The organism is Planobispora longispora (assembly GCF_016863135.1).
In the GTDB taxonomy this organism is placed as follows: domain Bacteria; phylum Actinomycetota; class Actinomycetes; order Streptosporangiales; family Streptosporangiaceae; genus Planobispora; species Planobispora longispora.
In genome coordinates this window covers 80,222-106,509 of the sequence record NZ_BOOH01000058.1, presented here as the reverse complement: position 1 = coordinate 106,509, position 26,288 = coordinate 80,222, and the positions used below count along the sequence as shown (strand labels likewise).

Annotated in this window: 25 protein-coding genes; 11 read left to right on the top strand and 14 right to left on the bottom strand. The window is 72.0% G+C overall.

What is annotated here, in order from left to right; translation table 11 throughout:
* Positions 1 to 21 precede the first annotated feature (21 nt).
* Positions 22 to 888 (top strand): Rieske (2Fe-2S) protein, encoded by an 867-nt coding sequence (locus Plo01_RS33905; protein ID WP_307837422.1) that lies wholly within the window; start codon positions 22 to 24, stop codon positions 886 to 888.
* A 56-nt stretch (positions 889 to 944) separates the two neighbouring features.
* Here Plo01_RS33905 and Plo01_RS33900 read toward each other — a convergent pair whose 3' ends face one another.
* The 4 genes from Plo01_RS33900 to Plo01_RS33885 form a co-directional block, all read right to left on the bottom strand.
* The gene (locus Plo01_RS33900) at positions 945 to 1,184 is read right to left on the bottom strand and encodes a DUF8836 family protein (protein ID WP_203894835.1); all 240 of its coding nucleotides are present in this window, start codon (positions 1,182 to 1,184) and stop codon (positions 945 to 947) included.
* 29 nt (positions 1,185 to 1,213) lie between these two features.
* On the bottom strand, positions 1,214 to 1,993 hold the full coding sequence (locus Plo01_RS33895) for a sulfite exporter TauE/SafE family protein (protein ID WP_203894834.1): 780 nt from the start codon (positions 1,991 to 1,993) through the stop codon (positions 1,214 to 1,216).
* 77 nt (positions 1,994 to 2,070) lie between these two features.
* Positions 2,071 to 3,135, bottom strand: a complete 1,065-nt coding sequence (locus tag Plo01_RS33890) for an SPFH domain-containing protein (protein WP_203894833.1) — start codon at positions 3,133 to 3,135, stop codon at positions 2,071 to 2,073.
* Between the two features lie 92 nt (positions 3,136 to 3,227).
* Entirely contained in the window at positions 3,228 to 4,022 is a 795-nt protein-coding gene (locus Plo01_RS33885; protein ID WP_203894832.1) for an ABC transporter ATP-binding protein, read from the bottom strand.
* A gap of 67 nt (positions 4,023 to 4,089) precedes the next feature.
* Between Plo01_RS33885 and Plo01_RS33880 the strand changes: the two genes are divergently transcribed.
* Entirely contained in the window at positions 4,090 to 4,809 is a 720-nt protein-coding gene (locus Plo01_RS33880; RefSeq protein ID WP_239317600.1) for an Rv1486c family protein, read from the top strand.
* Here the strand turns inward: Plo01_RS33880 and Plo01_RS33875 are convergent.
* The gene (locus Plo01_RS33875; RefSeq protein ID WP_203894830.1) at positions 4,806 to 7,202 is read right to left on the bottom strand and encodes a serine/threonine-protein kinase; all 2,397 of its coding nucleotides are present in this window, start codon (positions 7,200 to 7,202) and stop codon (positions 4,806 to 4,808) included. The two genes, Plo01_RS33880 and Plo01_RS33875, sit on opposite strands and share 4 nt — an antisense overlap.
* Positions 7,203 to 7,418: 216 nt before the next feature.
* Between Plo01_RS33875 and Plo01_RS33870 the strand changes: the two genes are divergently transcribed.
* Positions 7,419 to 8,048: a DUF11 domain-containing protein gene (locus Plo01_RS33870; RefSeq protein WP_203894829.1), complete on the top strand. Its 630-nt coding sequence runs from the start codon at positions 7,419 to 7,421 to the stop codon at positions 8,046 to 8,048.
* A 73-nt stretch (positions 8,049 to 8,121) separates the two neighbouring features.
* Here Plo01_RS33870 and Plo01_RS33865 read toward each other — a convergent pair whose 3' ends face one another.
* Together Plo01_RS33865 and Plo01_RS33860 are read right to left on the bottom strand one after the other, a co-directional pair.
* Entirely contained in the window at positions 8,122 to 8,778 is a 657-nt protein-coding gene (locus Plo01_RS33865) for a response regulator (RefSeq protein ID WP_203894828.1), read from the bottom strand.
* Positions 8,775 to 9,977, bottom strand: coding sequence for a GAF domain-containing sensor histidine kinase (locus Plo01_RS33860; RefSeq protein ID WP_239317598.1), 1,203 nt, complete (start codon positions 9,975 to 9,977; stop codon positions 8,775 to 8,777). The genes Plo01_RS33865 and Plo01_RS33860 overlap by 4 nt, the downstream gene beginning before the upstream one ends.
* A gap of 144 nt (positions 9,978 to 10,121) precedes the next feature.
* Here Plo01_RS33860 and Plo01_RS33855 point away from each other — a divergent pair, with 144 nt between their 5' ends.
* The 5 genes from Plo01_RS33855 (at position 10,122) to Plo01_RS33835 (ending at position 14,339) form a co-directional block, all read left to right on the top strand.
* Positions 10,122 to 10,787, top strand: coding sequence for an SDR family NAD(P)-dependent oxidoreductase (locus Plo01_RS33855; RefSeq protein WP_203894827.1), 666 nt, complete (start codon positions 10,122 to 10,124; stop codon positions 10,785 to 10,787).
* Positions 10,788 to 10,839: 52 nt separating this feature from the next.
* Complete coding sequence (locus Plo01_RS33850) at positions 10,840 to 11,934, top strand: S-adenosylmethionine:tRNA ribosyltransferase-isomerase (protein ID WP_203894826.1); 1,095 nt, start codon at positions 10,840 to 10,842, stop codon at positions 11,932 to 11,934.
* A 176-nt stretch (positions 11,935 to 12,110) separates the two neighbouring features.
* Positions 12,111 to 12,650, top strand: coding sequence for a DUF11 domain-containing protein (locus Plo01_RS33845; protein WP_203894825.1), 540 nt, complete (start codon positions 12,111 to 12,113; stop codon positions 12,648 to 12,650).
* Positions 12,651 to 12,865: 215 nt separating this feature from the next.
* Positions 12,866 to 13,420: a DUF11 domain-containing protein gene (locus Plo01_RS33840; protein ID WP_203894824.1), complete on the top strand. Its 555-nt coding sequence runs from the start codon at positions 12,866 to 12,868 to the stop codon at positions 13,418 to 13,420.
* 217 nt (positions 13,421 to 13,637) lie between these two features.
* Complete coding sequence (locus tag Plo01_RS33835) at positions 13,638 to 14,339, top strand: response regulator transcription factor (RefSeq protein WP_203894823.1); 702 nt, start codon at positions 13,638 to 13,640, stop codon at positions 14,337 to 14,339.
* Between the two features lie 10 nt (positions 14,340 to 14,349).
* Here the strand turns inward: Plo01_RS33835 and Plo01_RS33830 are convergent, their stop codons facing one another.
* Positions 14,350 to 14,706: a MerR family transcriptional regulator gene (locus Plo01_RS33830; RefSeq protein ID WP_203894822.1), complete on the bottom strand. Its 357-nt coding sequence runs from the start codon at positions 14,704 to 14,706 to the stop codon at positions 14,350 to 14,352.
* Positions 14,707 to 14,764: 58 nt separating this feature from the next.
* Between Plo01_RS33830 and Plo01_RS33825 the strand changes: the two genes are divergently transcribed.
* Positions 14,765 to 15,712, top strand: a complete 948-nt coding sequence (locus Plo01_RS33825) for an aldo/keto reductase (RefSeq protein WP_373871748.1) — start codon at positions 14,765 to 14,767, stop codon at positions 15,710 to 15,712.
* 85 nt (positions 15,713 to 15,797) lie between these two features.
* Here Plo01_RS33825 and Plo01_RS33820 read toward each other — a convergent pair whose 3' ends face one another.
* Positions 15,798 to 16,688, bottom strand: a complete 891-nt coding sequence (locus Plo01_RS33820; protein WP_203894821.1) for a lysophospholipid acyltransferase family protein — start codon at positions 16,686 to 16,688, stop codon at positions 15,798 to 15,800.
* 26 nt (positions 16,689 to 16,714) lie between these two features.
* A complete protein-coding gene (locus Plo01_RS40670; protein WP_239317596.1) occupies positions 16,715 to 17,575 on the bottom strand; it encodes a GNAT family N-acetyltransferase in 861 nt (286 codons plus the stop codon).
* Positions 17,576 to 17,690: 115 nt separating this feature from the next.
* Here Plo01_RS40670 and serB point away from each other — a divergent pair, with 115 nt between their 5' ends.
* Positions 17,691 to 18,914 (top strand): phosphoserine phosphatase SerB, encoded by a 1,224-nt coding sequence (serB, locus tag Plo01_RS33805; RefSeq protein ID WP_203894820.1) that lies wholly within the window; start codon positions 17,691 to 17,693, stop codon positions 18,912 to 18,914.
* Positions 18,915 to 19,064: 150 nt separating this feature from the next.
* On the opposite strand, the gene Plo01_RS33800 is transcribed toward serB, so the two are convergent.
* The 4 genes from Plo01_RS33800 to Plo01_RS33785 form a co-directional block, all read right to left on the bottom strand.
* Positions 19,065 to 19,532, bottom strand: a complete 468-nt coding sequence (locus Plo01_RS33800; protein ID WP_239317594.1) for a SixA phosphatase family protein — start codon at positions 19,530 to 19,532, stop codon at positions 19,065 to 19,067.
* Between the two features lie 465 nt (positions 19,533 to 19,997).
* Positions 19,998 to 22,343 (bottom strand): sodium-translocating pyrophosphatase, encoded by a 2,346-nt coding sequence (locus Plo01_RS33795; RefSeq protein ID WP_203894818.1) that lies wholly within the window; start codon positions 22,341 to 22,343, stop codon positions 19,998 to 20,000.
* Between the two features lie 455 nt (positions 22,344 to 22,798).
* On the bottom strand, positions 22,799 to 23,251 hold the full coding sequence (locus Plo01_RS33790; RefSeq protein ID WP_203894817.1) for an ATP-binding protein: 453 nt from the start codon (positions 23,249 to 23,251) through the stop codon (positions 22,799 to 22,801).
* A 2-nt stretch (positions 23,252 to 23,253) separates the two neighbouring features.
* Complete coding sequence (locus Plo01_RS33785) at positions 23,254 to 23,604, bottom strand: STAS domain-containing protein (protein ID WP_012887265.1); 351 nt, start codon at positions 23,602 to 23,604, stop codon at positions 23,254 to 23,256.
* A 213-nt stretch (positions 23,605 to 23,817) separates the two neighbouring features.
* Here Plo01_RS33785 and sftH point away from each other — a divergent pair, with 213 nt between their 5' ends.
* A complete protein-coding gene (gene sftH / locus Plo01_RS33780) occupies positions 23,818 to 26,103 on the top strand; it encodes a DEAD/DEAH box helicase (protein ID WP_373871749.1) in 2,286 nt (761 codons plus the stop codon).
* Positions 26,104 to 26,288: the final 185 nt, after the last annotated feature.

Below are 26,288 nucleotides of genomic sequence, written 5' to 3'. Positions count from 1 at the left end.
CGCCGGAGCCTCAGACAATTGGTGCCCCCGATCGACCTTCCCGGCCGGATCGAGAGGTCGTCGAGAGCCGATCAGCCGATCCGCGGGCTGGCCAAGGCGGTGCGCCAGCGGATCGGCCCGGGACGGCTGCGCGACGTGCTGCACGGGGTGCCCCTGGGCAAACCCCTCCATCCGCCGCTGGCCACCTTCAGCCTGGGCTGCCTGCTGGCCACCGCGGTGCTCGACGTGGTCAAGGCCGATCCCCGCGCGACGCGGGCGCTGCTGACCACCGGGCTCGCCAGCGTGCTGCCCACGGCGGCGGCCGGGATCACCGACTGGTCCTCCCTCCACCGGGAGCAGCAGCGGGTCGGCTTCGTGCACGCGATCGCCAATCTGACCGCGGTCGGCCTCTACGCCGGGTCGCTGGCGATGCGGCTGACCGGCCGCGAACGGTCCGGGCGGATGCTGGCGTTCGCGGGCCTGGGCGCGGCGAGCATGGGCGGCTACCTGGGCGGCCACCTGGCCTACCGGCAGGCCGCCGGCGCCAACCACGCCGAGTCGGTCACCCATCTGGTGCCGCTCGGCTGGCATGACCTGTGCGCCCTGAAGGACCTGCCGGACGGCCGCCCGGTGGCCCGCCGGCTGGGCTACATCGACCTGTTCGTGCTGCGGGTCGGCGAGACGGTGTCGGTGCTCGCCGATCGCTGCGCGCACCTGGCGGGACCGCTGCACCAGGGACGGCTGGTCTCCGAGGACGGGGAGACCTGCGTGGTGTGCCCGTGGCACGGGAGCACCTTCCGCCTGTCGGACGGGTCCGTCGCCCACGGTCCCGCGACCGCGCCGCAGCCGTCCTTCGAGACCCGCATCCGCCGCGACGGCATCATCCAGGTCCGCCCGGCCCAGGCCTGACGGCCCGGAGCCGACCGGCCCGGAACTGACGGCACGGCCGCCCGGCGGCCGTGCCGTCAGTCGTCGGAGCCGTCGGAATCGCCGTCGGCCGGGTGCTCCACCAGGGCGAGAACCCGGTTGGACATGAACCGGGCGGTACGCACCGGCGTGCCGCTCCGGGTGACCTCGCTCACCTCGATCACGCCGCCGCGCTGGTTGGCGACCTCCACCCGGCGGCCCGCCTTGGTCGCTGCGATCTCATAGGTGCGCGAGGTGTCTCCCGCATCGATGACGATCTCTACCTTGTCGCCTTTCATGCCGGTTTTATACCCATAAGGTGTAGGTTTTATCCGTACACCAGTTTGATAATCGCGGCGATTCCGACACACACGATGAACCCGCGCAGCACCGGAGCGGGCAGCTTCCGGCCCACCTTCGCGCCCAGGAAACCGCCGATCGTCGCCCCCGCCGCCACCAGCAGCACCGCCGTCCAGTCCACCACGGCCCCGGCGAACAGATCCAGCGCGTCGGCGAGGATGAACAGCACCGCCGCGGTGGCGTTGACCACCAGCGCGAGCACGTTCTTGGCGGCGTTCACCCGCTGCAGGTCGTCGTCGAGGAAGATGCCGAGCAGCCCGATGAGCAGCACGCCCTGGGCCGCGCCGAAGTAACCGCCGTAGATCCCGCCCGCGAAGACGCCGAGCCAGAGCCAGGGGCCGCCGTGCGGGTGCTCGTGCTCGCGCCAGGCGCTCACCCACGCGCTGAGTCTCGGCTGGAGGACGACCAGCACGCACGCCAGGCCGATCAGGACCGACACGACCACGGTGAAGGTGCGCTCGGGCAGGGAGAGCAGGAGCACGCCGCCGATGAGGGAGCCGAGAAGCGACCCGAGGCCCAGCCGGATCAGCCGGTCGCGCTGCCCCTTCAGCTCGGCGCGGTAGCCCAGCGCCCCGGTCAGGGAGCCGGGCACCAGCCCGATGTTGTTGGAGACGTTGGCCACGATCGGCGGCAGTCCCACCGCCACCATCGTGGGGAACGTGATCAGCGACCCCGAGCCGACGACGGCGTTGATGCCCCCGGCCCCGATTCCGGCCGCGAACACCGCGACCGCCTCCCACGGCGTCATTGCGCCCTCCTCGCTCGTACGGCTCGCGCCCGGAAGCGGTGCACGGCACTTCACCGCACCTTAGGAGGGTGCCCGGACTAGCCGGCGGCGGGGGTGTCCTTTCCGCTCATGTCCCGTCCGACGCTGTCCCGTCCGGCCCCGCCGCGCCCGCCGCCCTGCCCGGCGGCGTCCAGCTCGCCGGGGGCGCCCGGCGGGCCCTCGGCCGGTCCGGCGCCGTTGGCGCCGGGCTCGCCCGCGCCGGTGATGTTCGTGAAGAGACCGCCCAGCCCTTCCAGGGCCTTGCCCATCTCGGAGGGCACGATCCACACCTTGTTGGAGTCGCCCTTGGCGATCTCGGGGAGCGTCCTCAGGTACTGGTAGGCGAGGAGCTCCTGGTCGGGCTTGCCCTCGTGGATGGCCCGGAACACCATCGCGATGGCGTCGGCCTCGCCCTTGGCGCGCATCGCCTTCGCCTCCGCCTCGGCCTGGGCCCGCAGCACCGCGGCCTCGGCCTCGCCGCGCGCCTTGAGGACCACCGCCTGCTTCTGGCCCTCGGCGGTGAGGATGGCCGCCTGCTTCTGCCCCTCGGCGGCGAGCACGGCCGCCCGCTTGTCGCGGTCGGCGCGCATCTGCTTCTCCATGGAGTCCTGAATGGAGGCGGGCGGGTCGATCGCCTTGAGCTCGACCCGGTTGACTCGGATGCCCCATTTGCCGGTGGCGTCGTCGAGGACCCCGCGCAGCTCGGTGTTGATCTCTTCCCGGGAGGTCAGCGTGCGCTCCAGGTCCATGCCGCCGACCACGTTGCGCAGCGTGGTCACGGTGAGCTGCTCGACGCCGATCAGGAAGTTGGCGATCTCGTAGGTGGCGGCCCTGGGGTCGACGACCTGGAAGTAGATCACCGTGTCGATGGAGACCACGAGGTTGTCGGAGGTGATGACCGGCTGCGGCGGGAACGAGACCACCTGCTCCCGCAGGTCGATCGTGCCCTTGATCCGGTCGATGAAGGGCACGACCAGGTTCAGTCCGGGCAGGAGCGTGCGGTGATAACGCCCGAGCCGCTCCACGATCCCGGCGGTGGCCTGCGGCACGATGCGAACCGTGCGGACCAGCGCGAACCCCGCGATGGCCACCACGATCAGCGCGGCGATGAGCGACGGTCCCATATGGCCACTCCGGGTGGTCGAGTCAAATGGTTCCTTGTCCCGGAATGATATTTCGTTTTACTTTTATTTACGTTGGGCCCGCCATAACGAACTCAGAACTGATGCGCGCGGGCGTACCAGCGCCCGTCGGAACCGCGCTCCAGGCTGAGCGGGATGCCGAACGTCCGCGCGAGGTTGTCGGCGGTCATCACGTGCTCGATCGGGCCCTGGGCGACCACGGAGCCGTGCCGGAGCAGCAGGGCGTGGGTGAACCCCACCGGCACCTCCTCCACGTGGTGGGTGACCAGCACCATCGTGGGGGCCTTCGGATCGTTGGCGAAGGTCGCCAGGCGGCGCACCAGGTCTTCCCGGCCGCCCAGGTCCAGCCCGGCCGCGGGCTCGTCCAGCAGGAGCAGCTCGGGGTCCGGCATGAGCGCCCTGGCGATCTGCACCCGCTTGCGCTCGCCCTCCGACAACGTGTTGAACCGGCGCCGGATCAGATGGGCGCAGCCGAACTGGTCGATCAGCTCGACGGCCCGGGTGACGTCGTGGGAGTCGTACTCCTCCGTCCAGCGGCCGAGGATCGCGTAGGAGGCGGTGAGCACGAGGTCGATGACCTTCTCCTCCGGCGGCACCCGCTCCGCCAGCGCGGCGCTCGCGAGCCCGATCCGGGGCCGCAGGTCGAACACGTCGGTCTGGCCGATCCGCTCGCCCAGGACCTCCACCACACCCTCCGTGGGGAACAACATGGTCCCCACGACCTGCAGCAACGTCGTCTTCCCCGCACCGTTGGGACCGATGACGACCCACCGTTCGTCCTCGTGAACGGTCCAGTCGATGTCCCGGAGCAGGGCCGCCCCGTCTCTGCGGACGGTGACGTCCTGTAGCCGAAGCACCTGACCGCCCATTCCCCACGCCCTCCTTGAGAATCGCTCGATCAAAACCTATTGCAGGATGAGGACATATCGTGGACCGGTGCACCCTGATTCACCTATCGCGGCCACGCTGGTCTGCTGGGGCAACGCCTGGCTCACCGGACAGGCCGGTCTCGACGAGGCCGCCGACCGGGTGGAACGGCAGGCGGGCCCGCAGCTCGTCGACACCGGCGACGGCGACGTCCCGCTCCGCGCCTTCCTCGCCGACCTGCGGATCGAGGGCATGTCCTCGCTGCGCCTGGCCCTCCCCGTCGCGGGCGACCCCCTCGGCCTCAGCGGCCCGCCCGCCTTCAACAGCGCGGCCATCGAGGCCGGGCAGGCGACGATCGCCGTCCTCCCCGCCAGGCGCGTCGGCCTGGTCCCGGAACGGGACCGCCGCGGGTCGTCCTACGAGGGGGTGCGCTGGAGCACGTTCGAGGCCTCCGCCGCCACCCCCGACGTGCCGTCCCTGGCCGAGGCCGAGCACGCCCTGACCCGGGCGATGCAGGCGGCCACCGACGCCCTGCTCGGTGTGGAGGGACCGGCCCAGGGCCACCGGCGGACGCGCCTCGACCACGACGGTCTCGCCCCCGGCTACCCCGCCCGCGCCCACCGGGTCGCCGCCCTGGCCGCCCGCCTGTCCGCCGTGCTCCGCCTGGCCGACGACCGCGGCCTCACCTCGGCCCAGGTCGCCGTCCGGGGCCAGGCCCTGCGCGAGCTCGACCGCGCGGTACGGCGCGCGCGCGTGGCCGCCCACCACGCCATCACCGAGCTCGTCTAGCCGGACGCCAGCTTCCAGATCCTGACGGACCGGTCCTTGCCCGCCGAGACGACGACCGGGCGGCCGTCGACGGTCGTGAAGCCGACCGCGTAGACACCGCCCTTGTGCGCCTTGACGGCCTTGCCGAGCTGCTCGCCGACGACCGGGTCCCAGAGCCGGACGCTCCCGTCCGTGCCGCCCGAGACCAGCAGCGTGCGCTCCCCCACCGTGCCGAACGCCAGGGAGTAGACGTTGCCCGTGTGCCCCTTGAGCGGCTTGCCGACGGACTTGGCCGTCTTCGGGTCCCAGAGCCTGATCCGCTTGTCCTTACCGCCGGAGGCGACCACCGGGCGACCGTCCAGGGTGCCCGCGGCGACCGAGAAGACCGCCTTGTCGTGGCCCTTGTAGGTCTTGCCGTACTGCTTCCTGCGGGTCAGGTCCCAGACCTTCAGCGACTCGTCGGCGCTGGCCGACACGACCACGTCGCGGTCGCCGAACCGGCCGAAGGCCAGCCAGTTGACGTCGTCGCGGTGCGCCCGGACGGCCTTGATCTGCCGCCGGCTCTTGAGGTTCCAGAAGTACAGCATCCCGTCGCCGTCGCCGGTGACGGCCAGCGGCGAGCCGTCGACGTTCCCGGCCGCGACGGCGAAGACCCCGATGGGGTGGTGGCCCAGGCTCCTGGACTTGCGGGTCTTCAGGTTCCAGAGGCGGACGCTGTGGTCGTACCCGCCGGTCACCGCGTACGGCGTGCCCTTGATCGTGATCGTGGCGACCGCGTAGATCTCGCCGCTGTGCCCGCGCAGCCGGTGCAGGCTCTTGTGCCCGGCCGGGTCCCAGATCCGCAGGGTCCCGTCCTGGCTCCCGGAGACCACGACCTGCCGGTCCCCGATCCTGGTCGAGGCGAGCGACTGCACGGCCTTGCCGTGGCCCTTGAGCGCCTTGCCGTCCTGACCGTCGAAGACCGTCACGGTGGAGGGCTGGGACGGCGTGACCGGCTGCTCGGAGGCCGGGGCCGGCGTGCCGGAGGCGGAGACCCCGGTGGGAGCCGACGTGGGGGCCGAGGTGGGAGCCGAGGTGGTCACCGGGGAGGACGGAGCCGGCGGCCACGAGGTGCGGTCGGCCCGGGCGTGCTCCCGGGACGGATCGTCCGGGGAGCGGTTCATCGCGCCCGGCACGATCACCAGGACCGCGGCGGCCAGAGCCAGCGCCCCCGTCAGCGCCCCGGCCACCAGGAACGCCTTCCTCCGCCGCGGCCTTCCGGCCGCCCCGGGCGGGGCGCCGCCGGGCGGCGGGAGGGCCGGACCGCTCGCGGCGTTGAAGGCGCTCACCGGGTCCACCCCGGAGGGCCGTACCCAGCGGGTCTCCTCGACGGGCGGCGGAGCGGGCCGGTCACCGGACGGCGGGGCGAAGTCCGGACCGGGAGCGGAACGCGCCCCGGGCTCCGGGCCGGACGCCGGAACGGGCGACAGGCCGGGCGCTCGGCCGGGATCTGAGCCGGGAGCCGGACCAGACGGTGGAGCGGGCGACGCCCCGGCCGCGGCCTTGGAGCCGGCGTCCAGCGAGCGGTCGAGATCGGCCTCCCCGCTCCCGGCCGCCGCCGCCTCGGCCCGGCTGTCCAGGAGCGCGAACAGCGCCTCGGACGCGCTGGGCCGCTCCTCGGCCCGCTTGCTGAGGCAGGAGGCCACGACGGGCCGCAGGTTGTCCGGGAGCTCCGACAGGTCGGGGTCCTCGTGCATCACCCGGTAGATGACGGCGGGGATGTTGTCCTGGCCGAAGGCGGGCCGCCCGGTCGCGGCGAACACCATGGTCAGGCCCCAGCTGAACAGGTCGGAGGAGGGCTCGGCGCGCTGCCCGCCGATCTGCTCCGGCGACATGTACGCGGGGGTGCCCACCACGCCGCTCGTCACGGTCATCGCCGAGTCCAGCGCGCGGGCGATGCCGAAGTCGATGACGCGGGGACCGTCCGGGCCGAGGAGCACGTTGCTCGGTTTGAAGTCGCGGTGCACGATCCCGGCCCGGTGGATCGCGGCCAGCGCGGTCACCGTGCCGACCGCGAGCCGGTAGAGCGCGTTGCCGGCGCGCGGCCCCTCGGTCTGCACGACCCGCTGCAGCGAGACGCCCTCGATGAGCTCGCTCACGATGTAGGGGCTGTCGCCGTCCAGGTGGACGCCCAGGACCTGGGCGGTGCAGAACTGCGCCACCCGGCGGGTGGCGGCGACCTCGCGGAGGAAGCGGTCCCCGTCGAGTCCGGTGGTCCCCAGGCGGGAGTGGAGCAACTTGATCGCGACCATGCCCCCGTCGGGAGCCCGTCCCGCGTAGACGACGCCCTGCGCTCCCTCGCCCAGTCGCCCGACGAGCCGGTAGGAGCCCAGCGTCTCCGGATCGCCGCGACGCAGCGGCTGCGTGTCCGGCACGTGAACCTCCCGTCACTGGCCTGGAGCCGGCGGCGTCTTCCGGAACACCTAATACGCGACAATCAGGCAAACTCAGGTAGATCATCCTAGCTTTGAGATAGTTCACCAAAGTGATAGTTGTCATGGCGAGTGATGATTTCTCAGCCCCTCATCCGCGCGGAGACGCCCATGCGCCGAACATTCGGCATGCTCCTAGGCCTCGGCCTCCTCACACCCATGGCGGTCGCGCCCACCGCGTCGGCCGCCACCGCCGGCCCCGCCACCCCCGCGGCGTCCTCCTCGGCCCCGGCGCGGGCCGCGCTCGACAAGCCCTGGTCCAACTTCAAGATTTCGATCAAGGCTCCGAAGCGGGTCCGCAACGGCCAGGAGTTCATGTACGAGGTCAAGGTCAGCAACACCGGACCCGAGGCCGCCGACTACTACTACATCGGCGGGACCCTCCTGCCCCGGGGGATCAACGACACCGTCTACTACAAGGGTCCCAAGGGGACCGAGTGCGACTTCTACGACGACGGCTTCTGGTGCTGGACGCCGTGGATCCTCGAAAAGGGCGAGTCGGAGTCGCTGAGGATCTGGGTCAAGCTCAAGAAGAAGACCAAGGGCACCGCCGTCGCCAGGCTGGGCGTGGACACCTGGAACGTCCCCACCGGCGGTGACGACCTCAGCCGCGACGAGTGGAAGCGCATGAACTTCCCTCACTGGTACATCACCAAGACGGTGAAGACCAAGATCGTTCACCCGGCGCCCCCGCGCCGCAGCAGTGGCGGCGACCGCACCTACACGCCCCCGCCGCCGCCCCAGCCCCCGCCGCCGCCGGACCGGCGCGAGGAGAAGAAGGACACCTGAGCCCCGGGGATCCCGGCCCTCGCCGTGGACCCCGCGCCCGCCAGGCCGGCGGGCGCGGGGCCGCCCGGCGCTCTCAGGCCAGGCCGTGCCGTACGGCGTACAGCGCGGCCTGGGTCCTGTCCTGCACGCCCAGTTTCATCAGGACGTTGGAGACGTGCGTCTTCACCGTCTTCTCCGCCACCGCCAGATCCCGGGCGATCTCCCGGTTGGAACGGCCGGAGGCGATCAGGACGAGCACCTCGCGTTCGCGGTCGGTCAGCGGCGCGACCGGCTCGGCCCGGGACGGCGCGGGATCGGCCCGCTCGGGACGGTCCCGGCCCGCGCCGGCCAGCATGGCCTCGGCGGCCTCGGGGGCCAGCAGCACCTGCCCGCCGTGGACCGCGCGGACGGCCTGGACGAGCGCCGTGGGCTCGACGTCCTTGTAGAGGAACCCCGCCGCCCCGGCCCGCATCGCCGGGGCCACGTCACCGCGGTCGCTGACCGAGGTCAGCACCAGCACGCGCGGCGTCAGGCCCCGCTCGGCGAGCCGTACCAGCGTGCCGAGACCGTCGAGGACCGGCATCTTCAGATCGAGCAGGAGCACGTCCGGGGAGAGCGACTCCACCAGGTCCACCGCCTCGGCCCCGTCACCCGCCTCTCCCACCACGTCGAGGTCGTCCTGCAGGTCCAGGAAGGTGCGCAGCCCCTGTCTGACGACCGGATGGTCGTCGGCGATCAGCACCCGGATCACACCGGCACCTCCATCCGCACCAGCGTGCCGCGGCCCGGCTCCGACGTCACCCGCAGGCTCCCGCCCAGCGCCTGAGCCCGGTCGCCCATCGACGCGATGCCCAGCCCGCGCCCGGCGGCCGCGGCCACGTCGAAGCCGGTCCCGTCGTCCCGCACCTCCAGGACGACCAGGCCGTCCTCGCAGCCGAGCCGTACCGCCACCGTCTCCGCCGCCGCGTGCCGGGAGGCGTTGTGCAGGGCCTCCTGCGCCACCCGCAGCACCGCCACCTCGGTCGCCGGATCGGGCACGCAGACCGGCCGCTCCTCGAACGTGAACGACGCCGGGTGGAGCCGGTCCAGCAGGCGGACATGCTTGCGGAGCGTCTCGGGCAGGCCGTGGCGGTCGAGTTCCGCCGGGCGCAGTTCCACGATCACCGCCCGGAGCTCGGCGAGGGCCTCACCGGCGAGCCGCTCGACCCGCTCCAGCTCCCCCAGCGCCCGTTCCGGGTCGCGGGTGACCAGTGAGGCCGCCGCCTGGGCGGTCAGGCGCAGGGAGAACAGCTTCTGGGTCACCGCGTCGTGCAGCTCCCGCGCCATCCGGGTGCGTTCTTCCACCAGCGCGAGCTCCCGGCCGTTCTCGTAGAGGCGGGCGTTGGTGAGGGCGATCGCCGCGTGCGCGGCGAACATGGTCAGCAGCCGCTGGTCGTCCTCGGTGAACCCGCCGGGGATCCGCTTGTTGGACAGGAAGATGATGCCGAGCACCTGGTCGCCGTCGCGGATCGGCACCCCGAGGAAGTCCTTCAGCACCGGATGGGCCCGCGGCCAGTACTCGAACCGGGGGTCGCGGCGGATGTCGGGCAGCCGGACCGGCGCGCCCTCGCGCAGCATCGCCCCCAGCATCCCGTGCTGGCGGGGCGTCGGGCCGATGGCCTCCCACTCCTCGTCGGAGATGCCCTCGGCGACGAACTCGGCGAACGCCCCGTCCTCGTCGGGCACTCCCAGGGCCGCGTACCGCGCGTCCAGGAGACACTGCGCGGAGCGGACGATCACCTGGAGCACCTCGCGCACCGACAGGTGCCTGGTCACCGCGAGCACGGCGGAACTCACGGCCTGCAGGACGGCGTCCAGGCCCTCGATCTCCGCCCCCGCGGAGCTCGGGGAGCGTGCCGGGCTTTCGGGACGTGCCGGGCTTTCGGGATGTGCCGGGCTTTCGGAACTCACAACAAAACTCTAGGCAACCAGGCCGGTCACCGGACCGCGTCATCGGTCCTAGGCCCAGGGGCGGCCGTCCTAGGCCCATCGGCCCGGACACGACCGGTCCCGCGGCCGATGTACGGCGGGCGCCGGTTTCCTAGCGTCACAACCATGACGAAGACAGCACTCATCACCGGCGCCTCCCGCGGACTGGGCCTGGCCCTGGCCCGCAGCCTGGCCGCGGACGGCTGGCGGCTCATCCTCACAGCGCGCGGCGCGGACCCGCTCAAGCCCGTGGCGGACGAGGTCGGCGCCCTCGCCCTCGCCGGGGACGTGGCGGACCCGGCGCACCGGGAGCGGCTGGCGCGGGCCGTACGGGACCACGGCGGGCTGGACCTGCTGGTCAACAACGCCTCCGGGCTGGGTGCGACGCCGCTGCCGCCGCTGGCCTCCTACCCGCTGGACGTCCTGGCGGACCTGTTCGGCACCAACGTGCTGGCCCCGCTGGCACTGATCCAGGCGGTCATCCCGAGCCTGCGGGAGCGGGGCGGCGCGGTCGTGAACATCTCCTCCGACGCGGCGGTGGAGGCCTACGAGGGCTGGGGCGGCTACGGCGCGACCAAGGCCGCGCTGGACCAGATCTCCCACGTGCTGGCCGTCGAGGAGCCCGGGGTCGCGGTCTGGTGGGTGGACCCGGGCGAGATGAACACGGTCATGCTCGCCGACGCGGTCGGCGCCGGGGAGGCCGCGGCGGCTCCCGGCCCCGAGACGGTCGTGCCCACGCTGCTCCGGCTGATCCGGGAGCGCCCGGCCAGCGGGCGGGTGAGTCACGCATGAGCGCCGGCGGACACGGACGGCGCACGGACACCGCGGCAGCGGAGGGGGAGCCATGGGCAAGACCGTGACAGACGTCCTGGAGAGGGACTTCGTCCTGCCTCCGGAACTGGAGGCGCACGAACCGCCGGAGGCGCGGGGCCTGCCCCGCGACGCGGTCCGCCTCCTGGTCTCGCGGGGCGCGGCCGGCAGCGGCCGCCGGAACGGCGGGGCCGGTGGGGGCGGGGCCGGTGGGGAGGGGGGCGACGAGGCCGCGGAGATCGGCCATCACGCGTTCACCGATCTGCCCCATCTGCTCCGTCCGGGCGATCTGCTCGTGGTCAACAACTCCGCCACGCTCCCCGCCGCGATCCGCCTGGACCGGCTCGCCGTGCACTTCTCGACCGAGCACGAGGACGGCACCTGGCTGGTCGAGCTGCGCCGCCGTACGGCGTCGGCCACCGAGCCCTACCCCGGCGGCAGCGGCGGCGAGTGGCTCCCGCTGCCCGGCGGGGCCACCCTGCGGCTGCTGGAGCGCACGACGCCGCGCCTGTGGCGGGCCCGGCTGGACCGGCCGGTCCCCGCCTACCTGAGCCGGTACGGCGTGCCCATCCGGTACTCCTACGTGGAACGCGACTGGCCGCTGGCCGACTACCAGACCGTGTTCGGCCACGTCCCGGGGAGCGCGGAGATGCCCAGCGCCGGCCGGCCGTTCACCGCCGGGCTGGTCACCGAGCTGGTGTCGCGCGGGATCGGGGTCGCGCCCCTCACGCTGCACACGGGCGTGGCGTCGCCGGAGAAGGACGAACCGCCCTATCCGGAGCGGTTCGAGGTGCCCGAGAGCACGGCGCGGCAGGTCGATCTCGCCCGCGAGACGGGCGGGCGGGTGATCGCGGTGGGCACGACCGTGGTCCGGGCGCTGGAGACGGCCGCCTCCGGCGGGGGGCCGGTCCGTGCCGCGCGCGGCTGGACGTCCCACGTCGTCACGCCGGCGTCCGGGGTGCGGGCGGTGGACGGCCTGATCACCGGGTTCCACGAGCCGCGCTCCAGCCATCTGCTGATGCTGTCGGCGATCACCGGGGAGGAGCTGCTCGCCCGGTCCTACGAGGAGGCGCTGAGGGAGAGGTACCTCTGGCACGAGTTCGGCGATCTCCATCTGATCCTGAGGTAGCCTGACGCCCGGAAGATCGCCGAGCCCTCCGGGGGCGAGGTTCCGGGAGCGCGGCCCGGACTCGGTCGATCAAGGTTCCGGCCAGTCGGCTGCAAGGCGAGCCAGCCGATCACAAGGGATCTCCAAGTCGGTTCCCGCATTCTGATCACAAGAACCGAGTCCCGACTGGAGTAACCATGCGCCGGCACCTGACCGCCTTCGCCGCCACCGCCTTGGCGGGAGGCATGCTGCTCGTCCCGCACGCCGCGAGCGCCCAGACCCACACCGCCCCGGCCCGCACCGCGGCCCAGCAGTCCGCCCCGCTGTCGCCGATCAAGCTGACCGCCTCCTACCCCCGCCGGGCCTACGCGGGCAAGACGATCACCTACACGCTCAAGGCCAAGAACGTCGGCGACTGGTACTCCGACATCGTCTACGTCGGGGGCTACGTCCCCAAGCAGGCCCGCAAGGTCCAGATCACCGGCCCCTCCGGTTCCTACTGCGACGTCGACGGGCGCGAGGTCGGCTGCCTGCTCGACACCCTCAACCCGGGCAAGTCCGCCACCGTCAAGGTCAAGGTGTGGCTCAGGAGCGGCGCCTCGGGCACCGCGACCGCCGAGTTCGCCAGCGCCTCGATCGACGTGCCCGCGGGCGGCCTCGACACCCTGAACATCCACGGCGTCGAGACGGGCGTGGACCTGAAGTACGTGAAGGTGAAGACCCGGATCGTCCGATAGCGGCACAGGCCGAGACGCCCGGAGGGGGCACACGCGCGCGCCGGCCGGCGCGGGGCCGGCACCCCGCCCGCCACGGCTGCCACTCCGGGCGCTTCTCCATAAATCACAATAGAAACATTTAAATTTACTTTTCACAGTGAACCGTGATACAACGCTCCCGTCTTGACCGGGGGCGGTTTCGTCGTCCCGGAAAACAATCAGCTGGGAGACGTTGAATGCGCCACCCGATCTCCAAGATCACCGCACTTGCCCTCGCCGTTCCGCTCGCGGGCAGCCTGCTGTTCGCTCCGGCGGCCTCGGCCGCTCCCGTGCAGGCCGGCGCCGCCGTGACGGCGGCCGACGAGCCGTACTCCTCCTTCAAGGTTCAGGTGTCGGCCCCGAAGAAGGTGCGCGCCGGCGGCAAGATCTCTTACACGATCACGGCCACCAACCTGGGCCCGCACCTGGCGGACTCCTACTGGATCGGCGGCGTCCCCCCGAAGAACTCGACGATCAGCGCGGTCTACGGCCCCGAGGGCACGGAGTGCGACTGGTACGAGGACGGCTACTGGTGCATCGTGCCCGAGGCCCTCGAGGTCGACGACCGCACCGCCATCAAGGTCGTCGTCAAGCTGAGCAAGAAGGCCAAGGGCACCGCGACCGGCTACTGGGGCGTCGACAGCGTCGACCTGCCGAACGGCGCGGAGAACCTGAGCCGGGACGAGTTCGAGCGCATCGGCGTCAAGTCCTGGTACTTCGTGAAGAAGATCAAGACCAAGATCGTTCGCTAGCCCGTACGGCCGGCGCTCCCGCCAGCCCGCCGGCCGCGTCCGCCGAGAGCCCCCGTCCCGCCCCGGGACGAGGGCTCTTCGCCGTCCGCGCGGCCGTACGCGCACAGGGGTCACGCCACCCGGAGGGGGCCGGGCGGCCTGGTCGCGGCGCATGCGCGGCCGTACTGTGCGGACAACCGCATATGCGCCGGCGCCCGGCACCGGGCAGGATCAGTCCATGACCACCCCGGCCGAGCTCAGGATCGTCCTGGCTGAAGACCATTACCTGGTGCGCGAGGGCACCCGCCAGCTCCTGGAGTCATCCGGTGAGATCAGCGTGGTGGCCGCCGTGGGCACCGCCGACGAGTTGCTCGACGCCGCCCGGCGGCTCCGGCCCGACGTGGTGGTGACCGACATCCGGATGCCCGGCTCCGCCGAGATCGTCCGGCCGGGCATGGAGGGCATCGACGCCGCGCACCGGATCCGCGCCGCCTCCCACGGCCCCGACGACGCCATCGGGATCGTGGTGCTCTCCCAGTTCTCCGACGCGATGTTCGCGCTGGACCTGTTCAAGGACGGCACGGAGGGCCGGGCCTACCTGCTCAAGGACCGGGTCGGCGACCTCGACGAGCTGCTCGGCGCGATCCGGTCCGTGTCGGCGGGCGGGTCGGTGATCGACCCGAAGGTGGTGGAGGGCCTGCTGGCCAAGCGCGGCGTGCGCGACAGCCCGCCGCCCGCCGAGCTGACCCCCCGGGAGCTGGACGTCCTGCGCGAGATGGCCCACGGTCTGTCCAACGGCGGCATCGCCCGCGCCCTGCACCTGTCGGTGTCCGCGATCGAGAAGCACGTGAACTCGATCTTCATGAAGCTGGCCCTGGAGAACAGCCCCGACACCCACCGCCGGGTGGCCGCCGTCATCGCCTATCTCAACTCCGCCTAGAGCCCGTCGGTCAGGCGGCGTGGGTCCGCTGGGTGGCCTCGATGAGGGAGGCGAGGGAGGTGCGGGCGCCCTGGAGCGCCGAGATCCGGGTGTCGAGGTCGCCGAGCTGTTCCTGCAGGTAGGAGAGCACGCAGGGATGGATGTCGGGACCGGGCCCCTCGATGCACGGCAGGACCTCGCGGATGACCGCGGTGGGCAGACCGGCCGCCAGGAGGGTCCGGATGTTCCTGACGACGGCGACGGCGTTCTCCGGATAGCGGCGGTGCCCGCCGCCGCTGCGCTCGGACCGCAGCAGCCCCTGCTCCTCGTAGTAACGCAGCAGGCGCGGGTTCGCCCCGCTCTCCCGGGCCAGCTCCCCGATCTTCATGTGACCTTCCTCACAGAGGGTTGAATCTCACATGGATGTCAAATTTTACCGTGGCTCCATGACGTACGGAATGATCGAACACACCGCCCGCCCCTCGGCCCGTCCCCACGCCTTTCTCACCATCGGCGGCGACCTGCCGGTGCGCCGCATCGGGTACGGCGCCATGCGGCTGACCGGCGGCCCCGGCCCCGCCCCGGCCACTCCGGACCAGGCGCCCGTCTGGTGGCCCCCGGCGGACCGGCAGGGCGCGGTCGCGCTCCTGCGCCGCGCCGTCGAGCTGGGCGTCGACCTGATCGACACCGCCGACTCCTACGCCCTGGGCGCCAACGAGGAGCTGATCGCCGAAGCCCTGCACCCGTACCCGGACCACCTGGTGATCACCACGAAGATCGGGGTCGTCCGGCCCTCTCCCGCCGAGTGGGTGCCGCTGGGACGGCCGGAGTATCTGCGCCAGCAGGCCGAGCTGAGCCTGCGACGGCTCCGGGTGGAGCGCGTCGACCTGCTCCAGCTGCACCGCCTGGACCCGCAGGTGCCGCTGGAGGAGCAGCTCGGCGCCCTGAGGCGGCTCCAGGAGGAGGGGAAGGTCCGGCACATCGGCCTGTCGGAGGTGACACTGGGACAACTGCGGGCGGCGCAGGCGATCACTCCGATCGCGAGCGTGGAGAACATGTACAACCTCGCCACCCGTCACCACGACGACGTGGTCGACTACACCGCCGCGCACGGCATCGCATTCCTGCCGTTCTTCCCGATCGCGATGGGCGCCCACGCCGCCCCGGACGGCGCCGTGGCGGACGTCGCCCGGGAGGCGGGCGCGACCCCGGCCCAGGTCGCCCTCGCCTGGTTGCTGCACCGCTCGCCCACGATCGTCCCGATCCCGGGCACGGCGTCGGCCGCCCACCTGGAGGAGAACCTCGCCGCCGCGGCCGTCGAGCTGTCGGCGGAGCAGATCGGCCGGCTGTCCGCCCTGGCGGAGGAGCACTCCGGCCGTCCGGAGACGTCCTGAACGATCGTCCACGGCGGTGTCCGGCGGTCCGGAACCCGCCGAGCTCAGGTGACGGTGGTGTCCCGCGGTCCGGAGCCCGCCGAGCTCAGGCGGCGCTCCGGACGCCGTGCCCGGCGTACTCCGCCGGGGTGACGACCACCGACGCGACCGAGGACTCCGCCAGCCAGGCGAGCGTCCGGCGGTCGCGTGCCGTCACCGGCGGCAGCAACGTCACCTCCACGGTCAGCCGCCGGAGCGACGCCACCCGGCGGATGGAGATCGTCAGGGTGTCGTCGCCGACGAAGGCGGGCCCGGTGGCGGGAGCTCCGTAGGCGTCCAGGTAGCGGATCGCCACCGGCCGGACCGGCGCCCCGGCGTCCAGCGCCGCCTGGAACACCGCGGGCCGGAAGGATCCCATCTCCCGGCCGCACCAGGTGGTCCCCTCCGGGAAGGCCGTCACCGCGTGCCCCCGCGCCAGCGCCCCCGCCACATCGGTGACGGCCTCGGGCAGCGCCGAGAGCCGGTCCCTGTCGATGAACAGCGCGCCCGCCCCGGTCGCCAGCCCGCCGATCACCGGCCAGGACCGGATCTCGCGCTTGGCCAGCAGCCGGCACGGCAGCGCGGCGGACAGGACCACCGGATCCAGCCAGGACACGTGGTTGGCCACGATCAGCGGTGCCGTACCGGGGAAGGACTCCGCGGCGGCGGGAGGTCCCGTCACGACGTTCACCGCCGGTCCCGGCGAGAAGCCGCCCTCCCGGGGGCGGGGAGCCACGAAGGTGAAGCCCTGCCGCACCTGAATGCGCACGCCGAGCGCCCGCAGCAGCAGGCGGGACCAGGTGTTCGCCAGCCGGATCCGCCCCTCCGTGCCGAGCGCGCGGCCCACGAGCCCGAGCACCGCCCCGGCGAGCACCAGCGACGCGGCGGTCAGCAGGCGCAGCGCCCGGCGCGGCCGGGACACGGTGGCCGTGGGCGGGAGAATGCAGGTGACGGGCATGCAGGGCGCTATCGGGAGCCACGGGTTCATGTCGCCGCCCCGAGGAAGTGGCGCAGGTAGCGGGGGTTCACGGCGGACATCGGGAGCAGGACGAAGAAGTCGGCGACACCGAACTCCGGGTCGTGGGCGGGCGGGCCGCAGACCCAGGCGCCCAGCCGGAGGTAACCCCGGAGCAGGGGCGGCAGCCCCGCCCACCCCGATCGCCCGGCCCCGGACGGAGACGTGCCGGCCCGCGCGTCCCCGCCGTCTCCCTCCCCGCCCTTCCCTTTCCCGCCCTTCCCTTTCCCGCCCTTCTCCTTCCCGCCGTTCCCCTTCCCGCCGTCCCCCGCGTCGCGGTCCGCCCGCGCGTGTCCCGGAACCGGCCAGGGAAGGAGCGGGGTCACCCGATACTCCGGTGGCGCGAGCGGGACCTGCCCCATGATCTCGGCAGCCTCGGACGTCGGCACCGAGCAGCACCCGGCCAGCCAGCCGTACCCCTCCGTGACCATGTAGCGGGCGATGCCCGCCCACATCAGCCCGACCACCGCCCCGTCCCGGTGATCGGGGTGCACGCAGGCGCGGCCCGCCTCGACCAGGCCGCGCCGGATGCCGGCCAGCGCGCCCAGATGGAACTCGGAGTCGGCGTAGAGCCGGTCGGACCGGCCGGGGGCCAGCAGCCGGTAGGTCCCCACGACCTCCCCCGTGTCCTCCTGCCGTACCAGCAGATGGTCGCAGTAGGCGTCGAGCGGATCGACGTCCAGGCCGGTGACGGGGGTGTCCAGCCGGGCGCCCATCTCCTCGGCGAAGATCTGGTGACGCAACCGCTGGGCCCGCCGCATCTCGGCGGCGGTACGGGCCAGCCCGACGGTGTAGCGAGCGACACGCCGCTCTGCGGGGATCGTCGTCATGAGGCTATGAAGACACCCCCGGGTAACGCGGGGACGGGGAGGACCGCGAACGTCAGGCGTCCGGATGATGAACCACGTTCACGGCCGTTTCGGCGGCCAAGTAGCGTAGGAACCGATGAACCAGCGCACGCTTCTGATCACGTTGACCGGCCCCGACCGGCCGGGCGTCACCTCGCGGCTCTTCGCCGTCCTGGCCGGCTTCCCCGTCGTCGTCGCCGACGTCGAGCAGGTCGTCATCCGCGGCCGGCTGACCCTCGGCGTCCTCGTCGCCTACGCCGGGGACGTTCCGACCGGGACCGGCGGCACCCTCGGCGCCCTGTGGACCGCCGTCGAACGGACCGCCGAGGACCTCGGGCTGGAGGTGGAGCTGTCCACCAGCTCCTCCGCCAAGGAGAAGCGGCGGCGCGGACGCCTGCACGTCACCGTGCTCGGCGCGCCGCTGCAGCCCGCCGCGATGGCGGGCATCGCCGGCCGGATCGCCGCCGCCGGGGCCAACATCGACCGGATCGAGCGTCTGTCCAGCTACCCGGTGACCTGCATCGAGCTGGCCGTCTCCGGCGCCGACCCGGACGCCCTCCGCGCCGAGCTCGCCTCCGAGGCGCACGCGCAGCAGGTCGACGTGGCCGTGCAGCGGGCCGGCCTGTACCGCAGGGCCAAGCGGCTGATCGTGATGGACGTGGACTCCACGCTCATCCAGGCCGAGGTGATCGAGCTGCTGGCCGCGCACGCGGGCTGCCTGGAGGAGGTCGCCAGGGTCACCGAGGAGGCGATGCGCGGCGAGCTCGACTTCGCCGAGTCGCTCCGCCGCCGGGTGGCGCTGCTGGAGGGCCTCTCCGAGGAGGTCTTCGAGAAGGTCCGCAAGGAGGTCGTGCTCACCCCCGGCGCGCGGACACTGGTGCGGACGCTCAAGCGGCTCGACTACCGGTTCGCGATCGTCAGCGGCGGGTTCACCCAGCTCACCGACGCCCTCGTGGAAGACCTCGGCATCGACTACTCCGCGGCCAACACCCTGGAGGTCGTGGACGGCGTGCTCACCGGCCGGGTCACCGGCGAGATCGTGGACCGCCCCGGCAAGGCGCGCGCGCTGGAGCGCTTCGCCCGCGAGGCGGGCATCCCGATCAGCCAGACCGTGGCCATCGGCGACGGCGCCAACGACCTGGACATGATCGCCGCGGCCGGCCTGGGCATCGCGTTCAACGCCAAGCCGGTGGTCCGCCAGGCCGCCGACACCGCGGTCAACGTGCCCTACCTCGACTCGATCCTGTACCTGCTCGGCATCCCGCGCGACGAGGTCGAGGCCGCCGACGCCGAGGACGGCGTCACCGTCGTGGAGAGCTGACCCGGGAAAGGCCGGTCCCCGGGAGCTCCTCGCGAGAAGCCGACGCGCCGCGAGCTGCCCTGGGGAGATCTGCCCTGGGGAGACTTGACCCGTGGGGACCTGACCCGTACCCGGCTCGCGCGCCGGGGTACGGGTCGGCGCGCCGGCGGGTCAGTGGTCCTTCGGGCTCCACCGGGTGACCACGCGTCCCGTGTCCAGCTCGGCCCACTCCTCGTCGCTCTCGATGACCGCGAACGCGCCGGGCGGGAAACCGGGGTCGCCGAGGCGCGTGGTGAGACCCATGATCAGTTCGTGGACCCCGGGATTGTGCCCGACCAGGAGCAGCGTGCGCACCTGCGGGTCGGTCCCGCGGATCAGCGAGAGCAGTTCGTCGGCGTAGGCCTCGTAGATGTCGCGCTCGAACTCGATCGGCTCGCCGGGCAGGGCCAGCTCCGCGGTCTGCCGGGTCCGTACGGCCGGCGAGCAGACAACCAGGTCGGGCCGGAGGCCCAGGGCGGCGAAGGTCTCCCCGACCCGTCGGGCGTCCCGCTCGCCGCACTCGGTGAGGGGACGTTCCGGGTCGGCGAGCCCGGGGGTGTGGACCGCCTTGGCGTGCCGCAGCACGATCAGCGTGCGCATCGTCACCTCGCCGCCCACATGGCCAGCGCGACGATCACCGCGAACACCACGGCCATCGCCAGCAGGATCATGACGAGCGTCTTGCCTCCGGAGGGCTGCTCTTCCATCGTTCTCCTAGCGGTCCACCCGCGGGTTCACCCCGGCGGGGAGCCGCCTTCTCGTCAGGGTCGGTGTGATCGGAACGGTCAGGGCCTGGCCGCCCGCCTCGGTGGAGGGGGCGGGAAGACGTTCCCCTCAGGGGAACGGTCATGCCCAGCAGTTTTCCACTGGGGTGTTCCGCATACGCGAAAGGGGTGCACACATCGTGTGCACCCCTTCCCGCACGGGGCCCGGTGAGCCCGGACCGGACCCGGAGGATCCGAGTCCGGAGGACCGCGACTCGGACCGGAGGGTCCGAATCCGCAGGGTCCGGGCCGGACCTGGATGACCCGGGGCCGGAGGACCCGGACCGGGCCCGGACGGGACTCAGCCCGCGATCGGCTCGGGCTCCGGTTCCGGCTCCCGGTCGTGGTTGTTGCTCTCGCTCGGGGAGGTCCCCGCCGAGCGCCGCTTGGACACGACCACCGCGGCGACCACCACGATCACCGCGAACGCCGCGACGCCGACCCGCAGGCCCACGTTGTCGGCGTAGGCCACCACCGCCGGGGCGATCAGCAGCGCCACCAGGTTCATCACCTTGATGAGCGGATTGATCGCCGGGCCCGCGGTGTCCTTGAACGGGTCGCCGACGGTGTCGCCGATGATCGTGGCGGAGTGGGCGTCGGAGCCCTTGCCGCCGTGGTGGCCGTCCTCGACCAGCTTCTTGGCGTTGTCCCAGGCGCCGCCGGAGTTGGCCAGGAACACCGCCATCAGGGTGCCGCAGGCGATCGCGCCGGCGAGGAAGGCGCCGAGCGGGGCGTACCCGAGGGCGAAGCCCACCGCGATCGGCGTCATGACCGCCAGGAGCCCGGGAGTGGCCAGCTCGCGCAGCGAGTCGCGGGTGCAGATGTCCACCACCCGGCCGTACTCCGGCAGCTCGGTGCCGTCCATGATGCCGGGCCTGGTGCGGAACTGCTCGCGGACCTCCATGACGACCCGCATGGCCGCCCGGCCGACCGCCATGATCGCCAGTCCGGAGAACATGAACACGACCGCGGCGCCGATCATCAGGCCGACGAGGACGTTCGGCGAGTCCACCCCGAGGCTGAAGGTGCTGAACGAGCCGAGTGCCTCCTTGACCGCCGCACCCGCCCCGGTCAGCTCGCCCTCCACCGCCGTCCGGAAGGCTCCGAACAGCGCCGTCGCGGCGAGCACCGCCGTGGCGATCGCGATTCCCTTGGTGATGGCCTTGGTGGTGTTGCCGACGGCGTCCAGGGAGGTGAGCGCCGCCGCGCCCGCGCCCTCGACGTCGCCGGACATCTCGGCGATGCCCTGGGCGTTGTCGGAGACCGGGCCGAAGGTGTCCATGGACACGATCACGCCCACCGTGGTCAGCAGGCCGGTTCCCGCCAGGGCCACCGCGAACAGCGCGATGGTGACGTTGCCGAAGCCGAGCAGGAACGCACCGTAGACGGCGCCGCCGATGATCAGCGCCGAGTAGACCGCAGACTCCAGGCCGACGCTGATGCCGGCCAGGATGACCGTGGCGGGACCGGTCAGGGAGCTCTCGCCGATCTCCTTCACCGGGCGCCGGTTGGTCTCGGTGAAGTAGCCGGTGAGGATCTGGATCGCGCTGGCCAGGATGAGGCCGATCAACACCGCCCCGATGGCGATGAGCCGGGGGTCGGAGGTGACGGCGGCGATCTGGGGACTCACCCCGGACAGCTCGGCGAAGCTGGCGGGCAGGTAGAGGAAGGCGGCCCCGGCGACCAGGATCGCCGAGATCGCCGCGGAGATGAAGAACCCGCGGTTGATGGCGGCCATGCCGTTGCGGTCGCCGCTGCGCGGGGAGGTGACGAAGATGCCGATGATCGCGGTGAGCACGCCGATCATCGGGACGATCAGCGGGAAGACCAGGCCCTCGGTGCCGAAGGCCACCTTGCCCAGGATCAGGCTGGCGACGAGCATGACCGCGTAGGACTCGAACAGGTCGGCGGCCATGCCGGCGCAGTCGCCGACGTTGTCGCCGACGTTGTCGGCGATGGTGGCGGCGTTGCGCGGGTCGTCCTCGGGGATGCCCTGCTCGACCTTGCCGACCAGGTCGGCGCCGACGTCGGCGGCCTTGGTGAAGATGCCGCCGCCGACCCGCATGAACATCGCCAGCAGCGCCGCACCGAAGCCGAAGCCCTCCAGCACGGCGGGGGCGTTGCCCTTGTAGACGAAGACCACGACGGCGGCGCCGAGCAGGCCCAGGCCCACGGTGAACATGCCCGCCACGCCGCCGGTGCGGAAGGCGATGCGCATGGCGACCTTCTCGCCGGCCGAACGGGCCGCGGCGGCGACGCGGACGTTTCCGCGGACCGCCAGCCACATGCCCATGAAACCGGTCAGCGCGGAGAACAGCGCGCCGACCACGAAGAAGATCGACCGGCCGATCTTCACTTCGGTCGAAACCGCCGGGAGCAGGTAAAGCACGAACGGGATTACAACGACAAATAGGGCGAGCGTCCGGAACTGCCGCGTCAAATACGCGGCCGCCCCTTCCTGTACGGCTCGGGCGATGTTCTGCATGCGCTCGGTGCCTTGATCGGCGTTGAGCACCTCGCGCACGAGGCCGCCGGCGACGGCGAGCGCGAGCAGGGCCACGGCGGCCACCACGATCACAATCGTGAGGTGGGATCCGCTGAGGGCTACCGCTGTGTCGTCCACAGCGGCTAGGTGGAGCACAGTCATCCGACTCTCCTCGGCAAGACGGGATCGCGTCCTGCCCGGAGTGCGCTGCGGTTGACGAATCGGCGGGCCGGCGGCGCACGTCCGGGGTGGTTGGCAGTGCCGCTTCCGGTTGCGTCCGCAGACTTCCTTGCGGCGCCGGGCACGTTTACGGCCCGGTCCGAAGGACAAACCTTGGCCGGTGCCGGGAGTCTACGCAGCGACGACGCGGATATGAAGTCTCTCCAGGTGGCCAATTAATGACGTGTCCGCTAACCCGCTTGTCAATGGCCTGCCTAAAACACCATTTGAACCGGCAGGCCGGGCTAACAGCTCTTTTTTCGCCGACATTTCAGAGTGCCGCTATTTTGCGAAATGTCCCGTCCGTAAACCCCGGGCCCGCACGCAGACAGCCGGGCATGCCCTCATGGACATGCCCGGCTGCCGGAAGCTCTGGGACGAGCCGCGTCAGACGGGGATCAGACGGGCGAGAGGCCGCCGGCCGCCGCGGGCCAGCTCATGCGGATGCGCATGCCCTTCTGGCTCGGGTAGACCTCGACGTCGTCGGCCAGGCCCGCGATGACCGCGATGCCGAACCCGGACACCAGCGTGTCGGGAAGCTGCCCGAGCGGGTCGTCGAGACGGAACGGGGCGCGCTCCGGCGTGTGCTCCAGCTCGTCGCTCGGAGCCACGTCCGTGACGATCACCTCGAACCGCCCGGAATCATCGCACAGCTCGATGCGGATCGGCTCCTCCGGGCAGTGGAGGCGGTGCGCCTCGACCGCCCGGGAGCAGGCCTCACCGACGGCGAGCCGTACCTCGTCCAGCAGTGACTCCTCCACGCCCGTGCGCCGTGCGATCGCCGTGGCGAGCAGGCGCGCCGTACGCACGTGGGCGGGGAGGGCGCTGAACGTCAGCTCGACGGTAGCCATGACTACTTGTCTCGACCGTGCGCTTCCTTGGCCTCTTCGACCGAGGCGTAGATGCCGAACACCTTGGTCAGCCCCGTGATCCGGAAGATCTTGAGGATGCGCTCCTGGGTGCACACGAGCTCCAGGGACCCGTCGTGCGCCCGGACCCGCTTGAGCCCGCCGACCAGGACGCCCAGGCCCGTGGAGTCGAGGAAGTCGACCTTCTCCATGTTGACGAGGAGGTGGAAGTTCCCCTTGTTGACGAGGTCGATCAGGAGCTCACGCAACCTTGGCGCGGTGTAGACGTCGATCTCACCTTCGACCTCGACGATGGTGAGACGGTCCTCGGAATGGTGGTCCAACTTCAGATCCACAGATCCTCCAGCGCCTTCCTGCGAAAGTACCGATTCGGGCGTGACTTCTGAGACCTGGAGGTCCCGTGACGACAAGCCCCGACGCGCGGCATTCAACCATGCGTACGCTCAGTATCTATACGAAATCACGATTCCCGGCGACTCTGCCCAGAGATACGAGACCGAAAACCAGTGAGTCCGTCCTCTTCCTCACAGTTCCGACCAGGCCCTCTCCTGTCCCGCCTGCTCGGCGTTCCCGCACGTCGGGAACGCGTCACTCATGTGGAGCATGTTCCAGCACGTCAAGCCGGTCAAGCCCGATGGCCGGATTGGGTCGCCGAGCCGCTGGTTACGCGCTGGGCGAACCAGGGTATTTCGGGTCTTTGGCCCCATCAGGCCGAGGCCGCCGAGCTGGCCCACGGCGGCCGGAACGTCATCATCGCCACGGGCACCGCCTCGGGGAAGTCTCTGGCCTACCAGGTCCCCGCGATCACCTCGGTCCTCGACGGCGGCACGGTCCTCTACCTGACCCCCACCAAAGCCCTGGCCGCCGACCAGCTCCGCGTCCTGAACGGGCTCGATCTCCCCGGACTCCGCGCGGCGACCTTCGACGGCGACACGTCCTACGACGAACGCGACTGGGTCCGGCGTCACGCCAACTACATCCTGACGAATCCGGACATGCTGCACCGCAGCCTGCTGCCGCGCCATCCCCGCTGGTCGGCCTTCTGGCGGCGGCTGAGCATGGTCGTGATCGACGAGTGCCACGGCTACCGGGGCGTCTTCGGCTCCCACGTGGCGCAGATCCTGCGCCGCCTGCGCCGGATCTGCGCGCGGTACGGCTCCCGCCCGGTCTTCTTCCTCTCCTCGGCGACCGCGAGCGAGCCCCGCGCCTTCGCCACCCGCCTGACGGGCCTCCAGATGGCCGAGGTGACCACGGACGCCTCCCCCCGGGGTGCGACCACCTTCGCCCTCTGGGAGCCGCCCCTGACCGAGCTACGGGGCGAGAGAGGGGCACCCGTGCGCCGCCCGGCCACCGCCGAGACCGCCGACCTCCTCGCCGACCTCGTGCTCGCCGACGTCCGCACCCTCGCCTTCGTGCGATCCCGCCGCGCCGCCGAGTCCGTGTCGCTCACCACCCGCGCCCGGCTCTCCGATCTCGCCGCCGACGCGGGGCTCCCGGCCGACTTGCCGGAGAAGGTCTCGGCCTACCGGGCCGGATATCTCGCCGAGGACCGCCGGAAGCTGGAGAAGGCCCTGCGATCCGGAGAGTGCCTCGGGCTGGCCACGACCAGCGCTCTGGAGCTCGGCGTCGACGTGTCGGGGCTGGACGCCGTCCTCATCGCGGGATGGCCCGGAACCCGGGCGTCGCTCTGGCAGCAGGCCGGGCGGGCCGGCCGGTCCGGGCAGGACGCCCTGGCGGTGCTGATCGCCCGGGACGATCCGCTCGACACCTACCTGGTCCACCACCCGGAGGCCCTGTTCGGCCGCCCGGTCGAGGCGATCGTTCTCGACCCGGACAATCCGTACGTCCTGGGTCCGCACCTGTGCGCGGCGGCCGCCGAGGTCCCGCTCACCGAGGACGATCTGGAGATCTTCGGTCCCGCGACGAAGGACGCGCTCACCGGCCTGGTCGCGCAGGGCCTGCTCCGGCAGCGTCCCACCGGGTGGTTCTGGACCAGGAGGGAGTGGGCCACCGACCTCGCCGACATCCGCGGCGCCGGCGGCCCGCCCGTCCAGGTCGTCGAGGCGTCCACCGGACGGCTGCTGGGCACCGTGGACGAGCCGTCGGCCCACACGACCGTGCACACCGGGGCCGTCTACATCCACCAGGGCGAGGCCTTCCTGGTCGGGGAGCTCGACCTGGAGGCGGGGGTCGCGCTCGTCGAGGCGGGCACGCCCGACTACACGACCTTCGCCAGGGACGTCACCGAGATCTCCGTCCTGGAGTCGCTGCGCTCGCGACCGCTCGGCCCGGGAGAGCTCCACTTCGGATCGGTGGAGGTCACCCGCCAGGTGGTCTCCTACATCAAGCGCCGCCTGCAGAGCGGTGAGATGCTGGGCGACGAGGAACTCGACCTGCCCCCGCGCACCCTGCGCACCCGCGCGGTCTGGTGGACGCTGCCCGCCTCGGCGGTCACCGCCCTGGCCGAGGAGGGACTGGACCTCGGCGGCGCCGCCCACGCGGCCGAGCACGCCTCCATCGGCCTGCTCCCGCTGTTCGCCACCTGCGACCGCTGGGACATCGGCGGCGTCTCCACCGAACTCCACGCCGACACCGGCCTGCTCACCGTCTTCGTCTACGACGGTCACGAGGGGGGCGCGGGCTTCGCCGAACGCGGCTACGCGCGCGCCGCCGAGTGGCTCACCGCGACCCGGGAGGCCATCGCCTCCTGCGAGTGCGACCGCGGCTGCCCCTCCTGCATCCAGTCCCCGAAGTGCGGAAACGGCAACGAGCCCCTGGACAAAACCGGCGCCCTCCGCATGCTGGCCGCCCTGCTCTCCCTGGGGGACACCTGACGATCTCCTAGATGCCCCGGTCCCGGGACACGCCCGATGATCTCGTAGGAAGACACCCGCCCACCTTGGAGAACACCCGACGATCTCCCGGGAAAACGCCCCCGGCCCCGGCCCCGGAGGAAGCCTGACGATCTTCGGGATACCCAACTACCCCGGGACACGCTCGGCGATCTCCCTGGCGGGTG